The organism is Cedecea sp. P7760 (assembly GCF_013386425.1).
In the GTDB taxonomy this organism is placed as follows: Bacteria; Pseudomonadota; Gammaproteobacteria; order Enterobacterales; family Enterobacteriaceae; genus Cedecea; species Cedecea selenatireducens.
In genome coordinates this window covers 13717-25930 of record NZ_JACARU010000058.1, presented here as the reverse complement: position 1 = coordinate 25930, position 12214 = coordinate 13717, and the positions used below count along the sequence as shown (strand labels likewise).

The following is a 12214-nucleotide window of genomic DNA, read 5'->3' as shown; positions in this document are numbered from 1 at the left end:
TTATACTCCCAAGAAGGCACGGTTATCCGTGCCTTTTTTTGGTGATGCTGCCAACTTACTGATTTAGTGTATGATGGTGTTTTTGAGGTGCTCCAGTGGCTTCTGTTTCTATCAGCTGTCCCTCCTGTTCAGCTACTGACGGGGTGGTGCGTAACGGCAAAAGCACTGCCGGACATCAGCGCTATCTCTGCTCTCACTGCCGTAAAACATGGCAACTGCAGTTCACTTACACCGCTTCTCAACCCGGTACGCACCAGAAAATCATTGATATGGCCATGAATGGCGTTGGATGCCGGGCAACCGCCCGCATTATGGGCGTTGGCCTCAACACGATTTTCCGCCATTTAAAAAACTCAGGCCGCAGTCGGTAACCTCGCGCATACAGCCGGGCAGTGACGTCATCGTCTGCGCGGAAATGGACGAACAGTGGGGCTATGTCGGGGCTAAATCGCGCCAGCACTGGCTGTTTTACGCGTATGACAGGCTCCGGAAGACGGTTGTTGCGCACGTATTCGGTGAACGCACTATGGCGACGCTGGGGCGTCTTATGAGCCTGCTGTCACCCTTTGACGTGGTGATATGGATGACGGATGGCTGGCCGCTGTATGAATCCCGCCTGAAGGGAAAGCTGCACGTAATCAGCAAGCGATATACGCAGCGAATTGAGCGGCATAACCTGAATCTGAGGCAGCACCTGGCACGGCTGGGACGGAAGTCGCTGTCGCTCTCAAAATCGGTGGAGCTGCATGACAAAGTCATCGGGCATTATCTGAACATAAAACACTATCAATAAGTTGGAGTCATTACCCTTTTTTTATTCCTCAAATCTGTTCTTTAATCCGCTATATTTCAACGTACTCATTGACCGATATGATTAACTGCATTGCTCTCCGGTCACAGCTCTTCATAAACCATCCGTTACCTTCCGCATCAACTCCAATCCAAAATGACACTCTTTCTGCTGCTTCCTTTCCTGCTCCGGTTAGTTTCAATTTTTTGACACGTGTTTCCGTTTCCGGCCGCAATCAGTCTACATGCTGGAGACTGCATAAATAAAATTTACTTACTTTGTTTTAGTTTCGCGAAAATAGGTCTCTTATCCGAAAAATGGAACGATAGAGATTTGTATACTGTTTAAAACAAAGGAGTGACTATGCCTGCCACCATAAGTCTGAGCAATATCCCTGTGAACTCGGTCTTTTCCCACGACCAAAGCCAGTTCTCTTATCGGCATGTTGATTTCAGTATTGAGTTGCTGCTTTCTTCGGGAAGTGACTCACAGCTGGAGTATCTTTTTCTCAAACCGGCAGCTGAAGTAAAGGCCGATCTACAGCGTCGTTTAGGCCGTGGGGAACTCTTTGTGACAACAGACAGTTGCGACAATTTTAGCGAAGTCTATGGCTGTATGGGACACGATTGCTGAGGGCTTTATAAAGGCAGGCGTCCGATTTTATAACAATACGAGACACAAGCACCTAATGATGACTGAATCGTTCTATGACTGGGTTGTGTACTGCATCACGGGCGTAATAATGGCGTCGGCGCTCCTCGAAGGAAAAAGAACCCGTTTCCCGGCTGCATTTTTTTACGGAAGCATTGTGCTTCTGGTTGTTTTGATTGTGGCCGGTGGCCTGAACTGGTGGTTTTACCGGTCAAAATTCGGCTCAGTCGTCGTTATTTTTGCTGCTACAACACTGTTAATGACCCGATTCAGGATGGTCATTTATGCGCTCAGGTTTCGGTCGCTGGTTGCAGGTCTGCAATCACACGTTAACAAGGGGTTCAGGATAATCCTCGTTTTACCCGAAAATGAGGACGAGAAGATCGTATTAATGAGCATGTTGTCTAAAAAAATACCCGCAGGCGCGTTGTTTTATACCCAAACTGCTCTGGGTCCATATTCAGGGGATCTACTGCATGCATTGGGACAAAAGCATCTTATGGGCGAAGGTTACCTGCTTCTCTGTGAGCAACAACTTCCTGCCCGAACCTGGCTAAGCACTGTGGAAAACGGTGAACCAGAGACGTCTCTTGCAGTCAATTTTCATTCGATCCCTGATATGGAGTGATACCCCTATGTACAATACCGATTCACAGACCGTACCAGCTGACACCCTGTGTGAAAGCAGTTCTCAGGTGAAAATTCAGTTAAGTCGAAGTGCCTCCCGGGCGCTGACGACGGCGAAAGAAATTCTTGAAACCCGGGGACTGGAATCTGTATCAACTGAAGATCTCGTTCGGGCATGCCTCGAAGAAAATCATCCTCTCGATCTGGCCAGCATCTATCTTGAGCATCGACTAAAACAGAAGGGGACCAGCATCTGCGAATTTTAGCGTTTTGCAACCTATTGGGGAAAATCCGGAATGTGTTTAAATAGCTGTAAATAAAGCAATCTACAGGTAAATCATGAAAAGCAATCTTCATCCTTTTGGAGCGTCTGGCACGAAACGAGTACTCAAAACGGACATTGCGTTGTCGCTGCTCTGTTGGATGTTTACCAGTCCCTTTAGCAACTGGACCGAAAAATATTTTACCGGCACAGAGGTGCCTGAAGCACCGATGCCCGAGTTGGGTCAGGCACCTGAGGCTATCTTTCGATTTGTGCTTAATGATGATGGTTTTGATGTTGGTTATGACGCTGTGGGTATGGATCTCTGCTGTTTCTCTATCCCACTATCTGCAATGCCAACAGTAAATCTCGACGAAGAAGAGACGTTATCCAGGCTGACTGGCGAAATGATCCACGGCGTACTGCTTTCTCTGCCTGAGTACCTTGAGATGCCAGACAGGCTTGTCTATCAGCTAAATGATGAGGTAATGGCGTTCAATTCACACTGTGGCAACGGAATTCTCCATGGATGGACGTCAGCGCAAGAGCTGTGGCGAAACGAGATCTTGCCACGCACACCTATTTTGATGCAGCACACCTCAGTCATTCACTGAGTTCCGGGGGCTCTGGATGAAAAAGCGACTTTACCTGTTGGAATGGAAACTTTGTGAGACACGAGCCTGGTTAGGATGGATGGTTTTTTGGTTGATCATCAGTTTTATGCTGTTATCTGCGATGTTGATGACAGGGCATTTGCTAAACAAGTTTGTCCTAGCGCCCGTCTGGCTGTTTATCTGGTGCTCTCCCTGGTTATGCTTCTTGTTGAAGGTACGCGTGACCGAGATTGATAAAGGGCTGGTGAATACCCTTCAGCTCGGAGGTTTACCGGTTTGTCGGTGGAGCCGTCCTGTAGTTCCCGGCATTTGGTCTGTTGATCGAATGAACGGCCGCTACAGGCTGAACCGTATTGGCACGGATGGCCTAACGGTACATTATCCGTGGCGCTTGCATTATCAGCCTTTGTTCCTGACTCCGGATAACCAGATTTCTGATATTAACGGGGGTAAACATGAATGAAAAATATGACGCTGTAGTGAGTGCAGCTACCTCCTGTCTGTTGTATGTCCGTGAAAACGGAAGGTCAGGCCTCGGGGAATGCCCGGTGGCGTATTCGAATGAACTCATCAACAGATGGCTTAGTTCGGCTGAACGTCGTAATTTGCATTCTCGTCAGTGTTTGCGTTCGATCCGAACCATTCTGAAGCAAGCCAGAAAGTGTCGTCAGCCTGATTTTAAGAGCGTGATGCATTTGCTGGTGGAAGGTAATGGCGTTATCCCGGATGTTACAGTATCGGATTTGGGTAATGTGCAGAGTATACGAAATGAACTTATTGGACTGGGCTGGTGGGTGAAGTTCGGTGTACCGCTGGACTGGCAGCGTATCAATCTGCAACACAGGCCTGTCAGTTTTGGCCTTTTGTCCGACCTTAATCGTTGTTTCAGGCATGACGGCCAGCAGGCTGAACCTCTGCCCCTTTATACAACAGGCAATTCCGATGAACTGCGGAAGGTGTTGGAAAAGTACAGCTACCGGCTGCGTATCGCATCTTCAGAAGTGGTTGAGGATGTAACGGTGTTGCGCTGTTTTATTGAAACCGGAGTGATGAATGTCCAGTGAAAATTTACCTTTCTACCGTGATCGGATTCTGGAGCGAATTGAACAGCTCAGAGCCTTTCTGAATAACCATCAGCCGGTGATGGCGGAACTGATGACTGTGGGGGCCGTCACGCGCCACGAAGAGCGGCTGAAAGAGGTTACCCCAATTGAGGTGAGTACTATTTCTGATGCCTCTGTAGATGACATTATCCGTGTATTTCAGGATTTTTGTATCGATGACATCGATGTACTCAGCAGGAATTCAACGAAAGTAACGACCAAATATCCGGGGCTGATTATTGTTCCTGAGGGTGCCGAACTGCTGAGCAGAATTATTCGCGATATCAACGACGCCAAAACTGACTTTGCCTCAGCTATGAAAAGGGTAAATGATGAGAAACACATCCGCTTTGAGGAAGTTCACCGTAAACTTCCCGGCCTTGTGACAGTGGCGTCTACTCGCAAAATTATGTTTGTGGAGGCACGGCTTAAAAAAGTTACTTTTTGCTGGCGACTAAACCGGAACCAGGTAAAAACCAACGCCAGTGAGCTCATCGCGATGCTGGATAAGCGTCGTACGGCAGCGGTCAAATCGCCAGCGACCACTGACCTGACAGTGGTTGCGAACATCGATAGGGCGAAGGCATTACTTGAAAGAAAGGTCCTACAAGACGGGGATGCGTTACGTCTTTGTCGGACCAATACCTTCCCGGTTCCGATCGCGCATCTGTTCTCATACCGTCCTGAAGGCACGGAGCGTGGAAGTAGCAAATACGCCGAGACGGATTACAAGGTGGTGAAAGCCTCACTGCCCATTTTCGCTGTTGGACAAAAGCCAGCATTTAAAGGTCTTCAGAACTGGGTGCCTGCGTCGGATGACGCACCGTCAAATGCACGAAGGATCAACCATAGCTACACGGAGCTTGTACCCGGTGCGGATCTTGGCATTTTCATTATGAGTAAGGTCTGAGGAGAAAAGCATGCAATGGATCTCCACTACCAGCCAGAAGCTCGATGAGAGACTTTATCGTGTCTGTGTCTGGGTGAAAAAATACCACGAGGACGCTATTAACCGTGTTGTATTGACGGTGGATCTCAGTAAAGCCCGACATGACCCGGGAGAGGATCAGGTACGGTCCGAGTTACTGTGTGGCCATTACTTTCTCATGAGGAAGGAAAACAATGCGAAATCGGCGCCAGCGGATCAAAACTTTGAATTTTTACCTGACGGCCGCAACCTGAGCTGGCAGACGTCGACCCCGGGGCTTCAGCAGCTTCTGTTGAACAATAATGTACCGGAGTCCCTCAGGACCCTGGCTGATTATATTCACATGCGTCTGACCAAACTGACAATGGTCCCGATGTCGGGAACCATAATGAAAGCTGCACAGGAAGACAGTATCAGCTGGGTGAAAGTGGATCTGCGATATTTCTGGCAGTATGAACTGGTTGATTCCCATCTGGGACCTGTCCAGGTGTCTCATAAGGCGCTTGTGCGTTTTGGCCGTCTGGCTAAACACGATGAAAATGCCAGCGCTATTCGTATGCTTCGCCAGCGGTTGTCATCACCATTTATTCAGGAATATGAGATGCCTGAGGAGGAGCTGAAGCGTAAGCAACAGATCATGAATACCGCCGATGTGAAAATGCTTTTTCATGCTCATTATCCGGGGCAGAAATTGCTGTTGGCCCGGTATGCCAATGGCTGGGTGCTGGTGGATTGTTTCCTGTTCCACCATATCAAACCCAAAAAGAAGGCGAAAAACAAAACCAAAGCAGGCAAATCAGAAACACAAAATATAAAAACGACGGGGAGTGAGGATCATGGAACTGGGCATTATGGTGTGCATCGTGTTGTTACTCTCACTGGCAGCGGTGTGGATCAGTAACAAGGCGGTGGGATTACTGGAAATCCATTATTTTAAGCGACCGCTGAGCATGGAATATGCGGCGTGGCTGAGGGTGATGTGTGCCGGTTTGTTGTTTATTTTTATCCAGATGGCCCCGGCATTCACGTTTCTGTATACGCTTAAGCTGGTGGCACTGTTAAACTTGGGTGTGCAAACTATGAAGCTTAACGGCGTTTATAAAATGAAACGCACAGGTATGCTGCCGCCGAAAGACGCCCTTCAGGATCTGAACCGGTTTAATCCTTTCCGTAAGAAATAACCCTCAGCAGCGCCCGCATGGGCGCTACTCATCCAGCGCTCCGCGCATGAATTGCGTCATCGCTTTTTTACCAGCTTCAATGTTACGGATATAGCGTGAAACCATCTCCGCGTTGCTCCAGTTACCCATCTCCATGATCTGCAAGAGCGTATACCCGGCATGAGCAAGTTCGATGGCACCGCCTACGCGGACGCTGTGACCGGTCCAGCATCGGGTGCCCGTTTCCTGCGGATGAAGCTCTTCCCAAAGCGCTTCAAAGGCCCGGAGTAGCGTGTTCTTACTAAGCATACCCTCATCCTCGACGGGAATGGGTTCGCCATTTCCCCCGAGCGGGGTTCGGGTAGGCAGATAGGGCATGTTATGGTTTCTCAGCAGCGCATTGATTTCGTTACCCTGGCTTCGTAAACCCCATTCAGGTGGCATATATCCGTTATCCTGAAAGTTAACGGCCTGAAAGAGATAGTCCTTCGGATGGCTGTATTGATCCCTTCCGACCATACCCATCAGCCTTCTCAGTGTGGCTGTGAGGTTAGGGGTCAGATGATAGGTGAGCAGGGTACTGACAGTGGATTTTGTCCGGTATACCGTCAAGGTAAAGCTGCCGGTCTTTTCATCCAGCACAAGGTCTTCCATCCGAATTCGCCTGATCTCCGCTGAGCGAAGCAGTGTTTCAAACCCTGTCCAAATTAGGCAAAGGTCGCGGAGTTTGCGCACCGACTGCGTCGTACTGTGTGCTTTAATCAATGCCTTTAGATCCGTCACCATGAATGGCGTAGCCTGGCGGGTAACTTTCTGCTTTCGGGCTTCAGCCTGTTCGAGGGCCGCAAGAATATAACCCACTTCAGATGTGATGATCCCAGGCTGATCGAGTGCTTTCCTTTGGATACTGTTCAGGGCATGCAGGCACCCTTTAATACTGCTTCGTGACAGTGACTTCTGAAGATGGTCTAAATAGGCCAGCAGTGGAGTTTCAGTCACCGGGAGAGAGCTGGCGGGCCAATCTTCGTTCACCTCCTTTCCTGCATTTGCCTGATACCACTCATTCCAGGAACGCAGCCAATGGAGATACGTCTTAGCCGTATGGTATTTCAGGTGAGAAAAATAGCGGATGAGGCGCATCAGTTGCTTGTCATTAACTTTAACCGTAGACAATTGTTGATGGAGATCGTTGTCTGCAAACCGTCTGGTTACTGGCTGGCTATTCATTGTGTCCACCTGAATACACTGTTTTTATTTACAGCCATTTTAGCATTGCGGTACCTGCTTATGAACAGGTTCCGGGCAACAAAAAAAGGGGGCCCGCCAGTTCAGCAACGAGCCGGAGTTATACGTCAAATAGTTGCAAAAAAAATTAGATTCCCGGAACAAATCCACATAAGATTGGGATACTGTACTTTTGCTGAAAATAACTTAAGGTTGACCATGTCCGAAACTAAACAGGCGTATTTGATGAAATTTCGTAAGTGCTCTTCATTTGACACACTGGAAAAAGTATTTGAACGACTCTGTGAAAAGAATGTTGGTATAGTTTCACTAGAAATTTCCGGGGCATATGACCATCGAAAAGCTGAACTGACAATGAAAAAACTCTACGATAAAGTCCCCGCCAGTGTATGGACCCTGGTTCGTCAGTAAAATGAAAATCCCGGGAACCATTATACAGCCGACGTTTAACAAAAAGAGGTTTATGAAATCGTCTGTTGAACATATAAATTTATTAAATTATTTATTACCACCTCTGGGAATTAGTTTAATCAGAAAAGTAATAACTTCACTTAAAATGCTTTACTTGCTCTGTTGTGGTAAAACGCATGGAAATTAAACCTTTATTAATTTTAACTCTTCCATTCATCTCCTTTTATTTAAACGCGGCGAGCCTAAACGAGTTCAGTCAAAAACTGGATGAAGGTTACCGTTACGCCTGTAACGCAACTCAGACGGGCAACGCAGAGGTTGCCTCTCTGGCGCTTGAGAACTACAGGGCAAATTTCACTACCTCAGACCCAAAAGTTGGTTTCAGCCAGATAATGAATGATGAAATAAACAAGGTTGTCTCGAATTTTTTCAGAATGGGCATGATCCAGGGGAACACCAGTACTGCGGCCTGCGAGACGCCTTCGGAGTTGCTGAGTCAGACCGCTTTGGCGGTATATTCCCGACAGGAAAAGGCGGCGTTGGCATCGAGCCTTGATGCTGTCCGCTTCACTGAATATGCGGCGCAGGCCTACCCGATTTTTGATTCAATCCGGAGTACAAGCATCAGTGAGGATGAAGTAATTAATCAGATTAATAAAATTGGGAATAATGCAATTATAAATGACAAGAATGCTATTGACGCCAGCAATGCGACAAGTGCGATGAAAAACGTAGTGACTGTACTTTTTTCTGCCCGGAGTGACCCGGAACTTATGCAATTTATGATGGGTTATATTGATCAACACAAACTGCATTGAATGTAGGGTCCAGTATTTATATTAAATCAGCTTTCGTCCTGAAAGTGAGCCCACTGTTGGAATGCTCACTAATTCCGGTTCCGTCCGTATTAATAAGTCTCACTGCTGGTGGAGGGACGGGCAACCGGAAAAGTAACTTTTTACCAGCATAGAATTGCCATCGCTTTATCCATTTGCCCCTGCCACAGTAATAAAAGCAACTTAAAAACTCATGAAAAAAGACCTCTTATCGAAATGTCATACTGCTTTCGTCCGATATAGTGAATGTCTGTATGCTGCGGGGGAAATAACATGCGAAAGAGCTATACCTATGGGATTCCTTTCGGACTCCATCGCGAAACTGGGCGGTATCTGGACATCACGGAAGTAAGCAGAGGGAGTGCATGCAACTGTATCTGCCCCGGGTGTCGTACGGATTTGATCGCCAGGCAGGGTGAGGTCAAACTCTGGCACTATAGCCACACCACGGACCTCTTCGGTGATTGTGACGGCTTGATGGAGGCGATTCGGGGAAAAATTATTGAAGTTGTCCGGGAAAGACATCTTCTCGGTTTCCCGCATCTTCTGGCCGGTTATGAAGGCGGGAAGGTGCCACTTGATGAGGTAAGCGGCAGCGGAAGCATGTTCGGCGCCACGGCAGATCTGTTTGTGAAGGTTAACGACCTCTGTGTCGCCGTGTTTCTTGATACCGATCGCAGCGTGGCCGGGAAGCTGACGTTCGACCATCTCCATCCCTCGGAAATGGTAGCAGCATTACGTATCGATCTGCCGGATATAGAATACGAAATCAGTCAGGTACAACTTGGCAGGCGAGATGGAACCTACAGCGAACGTATCGAGAAAATTATCATTGATGAGACGGAGTCACGAGAGTGGTTGTATCATCCCATGATGCAGGAACTGGGGACTGAACCCCTGAAGGTTTATCAGGGCCGTGAGCCTGCGGAAGCAGGACCACTTCTCCAGCGTCTTTCCGACTGCTACATGAAGCTGCCGGACATCTTACCCCAGAGCATGAATACGCTGATAAGAATGCAGCAGGACACCATCGTTTGTTTGTGTCGGCTCACCGTCAGAGCATCCAATATAGCCCAGACTGATGAATTTCCGCTGTATATACGTTACTTCCGTCTGCATTGTCTCGACACCAGTGAGCATGTGAATTACGAGAAATTGCTGAACTGGCAGGACATGATCACAAAATCACAGGAAGGGCAGTCGCTAACGATGGAGGAACGGGATTATCTCCAGGAAATCGCCCGTATTGGCCTCTACAACCACCGACTTAAAAGTGTCTGCCTGACGGCCTGCGAAGACAGTAAGGTGGCAACAACTGAAGGACCAACAAATTTCTCATTGCTCTGAAGGGGGCTGGTGAGTTACGGGCCTGGCGGGCATGGAAACGTAAACAAAATCTACTTGCTCGCCTTAAGCAGTAATGGGTTGTTCATTTCTTACATGGTCTCAGAGTACCTATCATGATCAGTCCGGTAATATAAACTGGCACAGCCATCATAACAGCCCAACGCTAATGGACATACATTAGCGTTGGGCTGTTATGGCCGAAAGACTGGATCAGGAGTTCCGGATTTTTGCGCGGTAGGTGTGTTTGATCCTTTCAATCGTGGCAAGAGATGCATTCCAGTAGCGTTCAGCGTCGGGGCGATATTGGTCATCGAAGATGCAAAGATTCAATAATAGTGTAATTAGCGTCTCCTGGCGGCAAAGTCAGTCGGCCGGAACTGGTAAACTGTATTCCACCTCACCCGGGCTGGCGGGCGACTGACGTCTTGCCGGTTCATAGCCGGTGGTCGCGTCTGACAATGCGGTGTCCTGCCGGTAGTGACGCTGGCAGGGAGGTTTGCCAAATATACCCTACAGGGACTTCAGGAATGAATACGTTCGAACAGTTTAAAGCACAGGTCACCCAACATGCCTGTGGACTCGGTCCGGAACAACTGGCCGGGTACTGGGGGCGGTCCACCAGCGGCGAATGTGTTTCGCCATCGTATGAAGTGTTCAGGGGTTATCCGACCCGCCATCCGCTGGCGGAGTTTGTGGAGATGGCTGCATCCCGCAACGGCATCAGGCCGGATGACTACCTGGGTGATTTACTCCGGGGGCCGCATGAGGTTGTCGGCTCCCTGACGGATGACAGCACGTCACCCGCCGCCAGCCTGCCTGTCTATTTCTTCCCGGGTGCCGGGATTTACGCTGCGGCGGTCAGTGATACCGAGGTGCTCGATGTCTGGATGAGCTGGCCTTGCTACCCGGAAAACTGGTGAACATCCGAAACCGGGTTAACCGGCCGGGGATGATTTCCACGACAGCTGGTGCGGACGTGATAACACAATTGCATGTCCTCATCCCTAATGCCCCCTGCCAGACCCTTCCGTGCGGTCAGGCTTCGCCTGATTCCCGATCGGCGCGTATACATCAGGCTATAACTCTTTGTTTTCTTTTTATTTTCTTCCTGTTTACTCGAAATTCGCGGGCGGCCTTGCCAGGGCACAATTGTCAAATACGTGATACTGATGGCTGCACATTGTTAATGTCGGGCACGATGTTTTGTAGTTAACAAGCACTAGTTGGATGAGGACATGCAACTTCATGATGTATCTGACGCTGTTGACTCATGGCAGTCGCCAGTTCAGTTACACCATAAACGTTAGCTTTTAATAAGAGAGGGTTACTATGTTTAGAACTGAGCAAAAGTCAGAGCATTTAGGCCAGGTCATGATGATTGATCCGGAGCTGGTTGGGCAGGGCATAGAGGTTGGACAGGTCGTTGTGTTTGATCTGGGGCGCGCCAGCAAAGGCGTTGTGCATTTGATGCGCGAAAGCAAAAAGCGTGATTGTTTTTCCCCTACAACAGAGCGCAAACAGACTTTCAATATGACCGATCAAACTACCAAGGGAGGTTGATACGGGTAAGACGACTGTGGGGCACATCTCACACTGATGATGAGGTCATGCAACCTATTAGTCACCGACTTGGCTGATGTTATGATGTACATCGCTTTCATCTCTTTAGGGGTCAGTTTGGAATTCGGAAATTATCCTACGTTAAGCGTTTTGAGCTTAACGGGTGATTTCGTTCCATTGAGCGAAGCCCCCTGACCGTAAGGGATGTACGGAACGATCCGGTTGTCCGTTAATCGTTTTGCTTACTTTCGTACACGCAGCCTACATGATGTACGTAATCGCTCGGTTTCGGACACAGAAACGCTGTAGCCCCTCAATCTGAGGGATGGACAATATGTTAGCCTTCGTACATTCACAAGAACTAAGAAATTCACATAGCTTAGAGGTAAAAATGATGGCAGTTATCAATAACTCTTATTATGCTCGTAACGAAAAGTGGATTAGGCCAGTACTGGTTGCTTTTATGTTCGCATTTGGCACTAGTCTCGGTGATATTCTTGGGGTTACGAACCCCATAGTTTCCACCGCGAGTATGTGGTTGGCTGCAATTGCGTTTATTATCACCGGCGTTGGGGTGATGTTTACTGATACGCTTTCAGCACATATTTTAAAATTGCTCGCGTTCGTGGCATTGTTAGGGGCAGTCATCATTTTAGTGATTCGCTATTTCACATAGAATA

At 48.4% G+C, this 12214-nt stretch carries 17 protein-coding genes; 16 read left to right on the top strand and 1 reads right to left on the bottom strand.

Annotation, left to right across the window (positions count from 1 at the left end; genetic code table 11):
- Positions 1 to 95 precede the first annotated feature (95 nt).
- The 10 genes from HX778_RS19050 to HX778_RS19000 all read left to right on the top strand — a co-directional run bounded on the left by HX778_RS19050 (position 96) and on the right by HX778_RS19000 (position 6156).
- A protein-coding gene (locus tag HX778_RS19050) for an IS1-like element IS1B family transposase (RefSeq protein ID WP_370527403.1) occupies positions 96 to 793 on the top strand; the annotation gives its coding sequence in 2 pieces (ribosomal slippage) (positions 96 to 345 and positions 345 to 793; 699 coding nt in all).
- 360 nt (positions 794 to 1153) lie between these two features.
- A complete protein-coding gene (locus HX778_RS19045) occupies positions 1154 to 1423 on the top strand; it encodes a hypothetical protein (RefSeq protein ID WP_015063142.1) in 270 nt (89 codons plus the stop codon).
- A gap of 109 nt (positions 1424 to 1532) precedes the next feature.
- The gene (locus tag HX778_RS19040) at positions 1533 to 2069 is read left to right on the top strand and encodes a hypothetical protein (RefSeq protein WP_223203164.1); all 537 of its coding nucleotides are present in this window, start codon (positions 1533 to 1535) and stop codon (positions 2067 to 2069) included.
- A 7-nt stretch (positions 2070 to 2076) separates the two neighbouring features.
- Entirely contained in the window at positions 2077 to 2334 is a 258-nt protein-coding gene (locus HX778_RS19035; RefSeq protein WP_015063144.1) for a hypothetical protein, read from the top strand.
- 73 nt (positions 2335 to 2407) lie between these two features.
- Positions 2408 to 2944 carry a hypothetical protein gene (locus tag HX778_RS19030; RefSeq protein WP_015063145.1) on the top strand — a complete coding sequence of 179 codons (537 nt, stop codon included), beginning with the start codon at positions 2408 to 2410 and terminating at the stop codon, positions 2942 to 2944.
- A gap of 16 nt (positions 2945 to 2960) precedes the next feature.
- Positions 2961 to 3407 (top strand): hypothetical protein, encoded by a 447-nt coding sequence (locus HX778_RS19025; protein ID WP_015063146.1) that lies wholly within the window; start codon positions 2961 to 2963, stop codon positions 3405 to 3407.
- Positions 3400 to 4008 carry a hypothetical protein gene (locus HX778_RS25185; protein ID WP_015063147.1) on the top strand — a complete coding sequence of 203 codons (609 nt, stop codon included), beginning with the start codon at positions 3400 to 3402 and terminating at the stop codon, positions 4006 to 4008. The genes HX778_RS19025 and HX778_RS25185 overlap by 8 nt, the downstream gene beginning before the upstream one ends.
- A complete protein-coding gene (locus tag HX778_RS19010) occupies positions 3998 to 4957 on the top strand; it encodes a DNA replication terminus site-binding protein (protein WP_015063148.1) in 960 nt (319 codons plus the stop codon). The genes HX778_RS25185 and HX778_RS19010 overlap by 11 nt, the downstream gene beginning before the upstream one ends.
- A 10-nt stretch (positions 4958 to 4967) precedes the next feature.
- Complete coding sequence (locus HX778_RS19005) at positions 4968 to 5876, top strand: hypothetical protein (RefSeq protein WP_058806031.1); 909 nt, start codon at positions 4968 to 4970, stop codon at positions 5874 to 5876.
- Complete coding sequence (locus HX778_RS19000; protein ID WP_015063150.1) at positions 5812 to 6156, top strand: hypothetical protein; 345 nt, start codon at positions 5812 to 5814, stop codon at positions 6154 to 6156. Before HX778_RS19005 ends, HX778_RS19000 begins: the two co-directional genes overlap by 65 nt.
- A 24-nt stretch (positions 6157 to 6180) precedes the next feature.
- Here the strand turns inward: HX778_RS19000 and HX778_RS18995 are convergent, their stop codons facing one another.
- Positions 6181 to 7362 carry a tyrosine-type recombinase/integrase gene (locus HX778_RS18995; RefSeq protein ID WP_015063151.1) on the bottom strand — a complete coding sequence of 394 codons (1182 nt, stop codon included), beginning with the start codon at positions 7360 to 7362 and terminating at the stop codon, positions 6181 to 6183.
- A gap of 216 nt (positions 7363 to 7578) precedes the next feature.
- On the opposite strand from HX778_RS18995, the gene HX778_RS18990 reads away from it, so the two are divergent.
- The 6 genes from HX778_RS18990 to HX778_RS18965 all read left to right on the top strand — a co-directional run bounded on the left by HX778_RS18990 (position 7579) and on the right by HX778_RS18965 (position 12210).
- Entirely contained in the window at positions 7579 to 7791 is a 213-nt protein-coding gene (locus HX778_RS18990) for an Hha/YmoA family nucleoid-associated regulatory protein (protein ID WP_022652191.1), read from the top strand.
- Positions 7792 to 7967: 176 nt separating this feature from the next.
- A complete protein-coding gene (locus HX778_RS18985) occupies positions 7968 to 8609 on the top strand; it encodes a hypothetical protein (protein WP_176982769.1) in 642 nt (213 codons plus the stop codon).
- Positions 8610 to 8900: 291 nt separating this feature from the next.
- Positions 8901 to 9974, top strand: a complete 1074-nt coding sequence (locus HX778_RS18980) for a hypothetical protein (RefSeq protein WP_176982772.1) — start codon at positions 8901 to 8903, stop codon at positions 9972 to 9974.
- A 527-nt stretch (positions 9975 to 10501) separates the two neighbouring features.
- Positions 10502 to 10894, top strand: coding sequence for a hypothetical protein (locus HX778_RS18975; protein ID WP_022652193.1), 393 nt, complete (start codon positions 10502 to 10504; stop codon positions 10892 to 10894).
- Positions 10895 to 11303: 409 nt separating this feature from the next.
- Positions 11304 to 11534 carry a hypothetical protein gene (locus HX778_RS18970; RefSeq protein ID WP_176982771.1) on the top strand — a complete coding sequence of 77 codons (231 nt, stop codon included), beginning with the start codon at positions 11304 to 11306 and terminating at the stop codon, positions 11532 to 11534.
- Positions 11535 to 11868: 334 nt separating this feature from the next.
- Positions 11869 to 12210, top strand: a complete 342-nt coding sequence (locus HX778_RS18965) for a hypothetical protein (protein ID WP_142295686.1) — start codon at positions 11869 to 11871, stop codon at positions 12208 to 12210.
- Positions 12211 to 12214 lie beyond the last annotated feature (4 nt).

What these genes read in the sequence shown, in the direction of transcription:
- HX778_RS18990 (WP_022652191.1), top strand. Translation starts at nt 7,579, where the DNA reads ATGTCCGAAACTAAACAGGCGTATTTGATGAAATTTCGTAAGTGCTCT.
- HX778_RS19010 (WP_015063148.1), top strand. Translation starts at nt 3,998, where the DNA reads ATGTCCAGTGAAAATTTACCTTTCTACCGTGATCGGATTCTGGAGCGA.
- HX778_RS19005 (WP_058806031.1), top strand. Translation starts at nt 4,968, where the DNA reads ATGCAATGGATCTCCACTACCAGCCAGAAGCTCGATGAGAGACTTTAT.
- HX778_RS19045 (WP_015063142.1), top strand. Translation starts at nt 1,154, where the DNA reads ATGCCTGCCACCATAAGTCTGAGCAATATCCCTGTGAACTCGGTCTTT.
- HX778_RS19000 (WP_015063150.1), top strand. Translation starts at nt 5,812, where the DNA reads ATGGAACTGGGCATTATGGTGTGCATCGTGTTGTTACTCTCACTGGCA.
- HX778_RS19035 (WP_015063144.1), top strand. Translation starts at nt 2,077, where the DNA reads ATGTACAATACCGATTCACAGACCGTACCAGCTGACACCCTGTGTGAA.
- HX778_RS18995 (WP_015063151.1), bottom strand. Translation starts at nt 7,362, where the DNA reads ATGAATAGCCAGCCAGTAACCAGACGGTTTGCAGACAACGATCTCCAT.
- HX778_RS18980 (WP_176982772.1), top strand. Translation starts at nt 8,901, where the DNA reads ATGCGAAAGAGCTATACCTATGGGATTCCTTTCGGACTCCATCGCGAA.
- HX778_RS18965 (WP_142295686.1), top strand. Translation starts at nt 11,869, where the DNA reads ATGTTAGCCTTCGTACATTCACAAGAACTAAGAAATTCACATAGCTTA.
- HX778_RS25185 (WP_015063147.1), top strand. Translation starts at nt 3,400, where the DNA reads ATGAATGAAAAATATGACGCTGTAGTGAGTGCAGCTACCTCCTGTCTG.
- HX778_RS18970 (WP_176982771.1), top strand. Translation starts at nt 11,304, where the DNA reads ATGTTTAGAACTGAGCAAAAGTCAGAGCATTTAGGCCAGGTCATGATG.
- HX778_RS19025 (WP_015063146.1), top strand. Translation starts at nt 2,961, where the DNA reads ATGAAAAAGCGACTTTACCTGTTGGAATGGAAACTTTGTGAGACACGA.
- HX778_RS19040 (WP_223203164.1), top strand. Translation starts at nt 1,533, where the DNA reads ATGGCGTCGGCGCTCCTCGAAGGAAAAAGAACCCGTTTCCCGGCTGCA.
- HX778_RS18985 (WP_176982769.1), top strand. Translation starts at nt 7,968, where the DNA reads ATGGAAATTAAACCTTTATTAATTTTAACTCTTCCATTCATCTCCTTT.
- HX778_RS19030 (WP_015063145.1), top strand. Translation starts at nt 2,408, where the DNA reads ATGAAAAGCAATCTTCATCCTTTTGGAGCGTCTGGCACGAAACGAGTA.
- HX778_RS18975 (WP_022652193.1), top strand. Translation starts at nt 10,502, where the DNA reads ATGAATACGTTCGAACAGTTTAAAGCACAGGTCACCCAACATGCCTGT.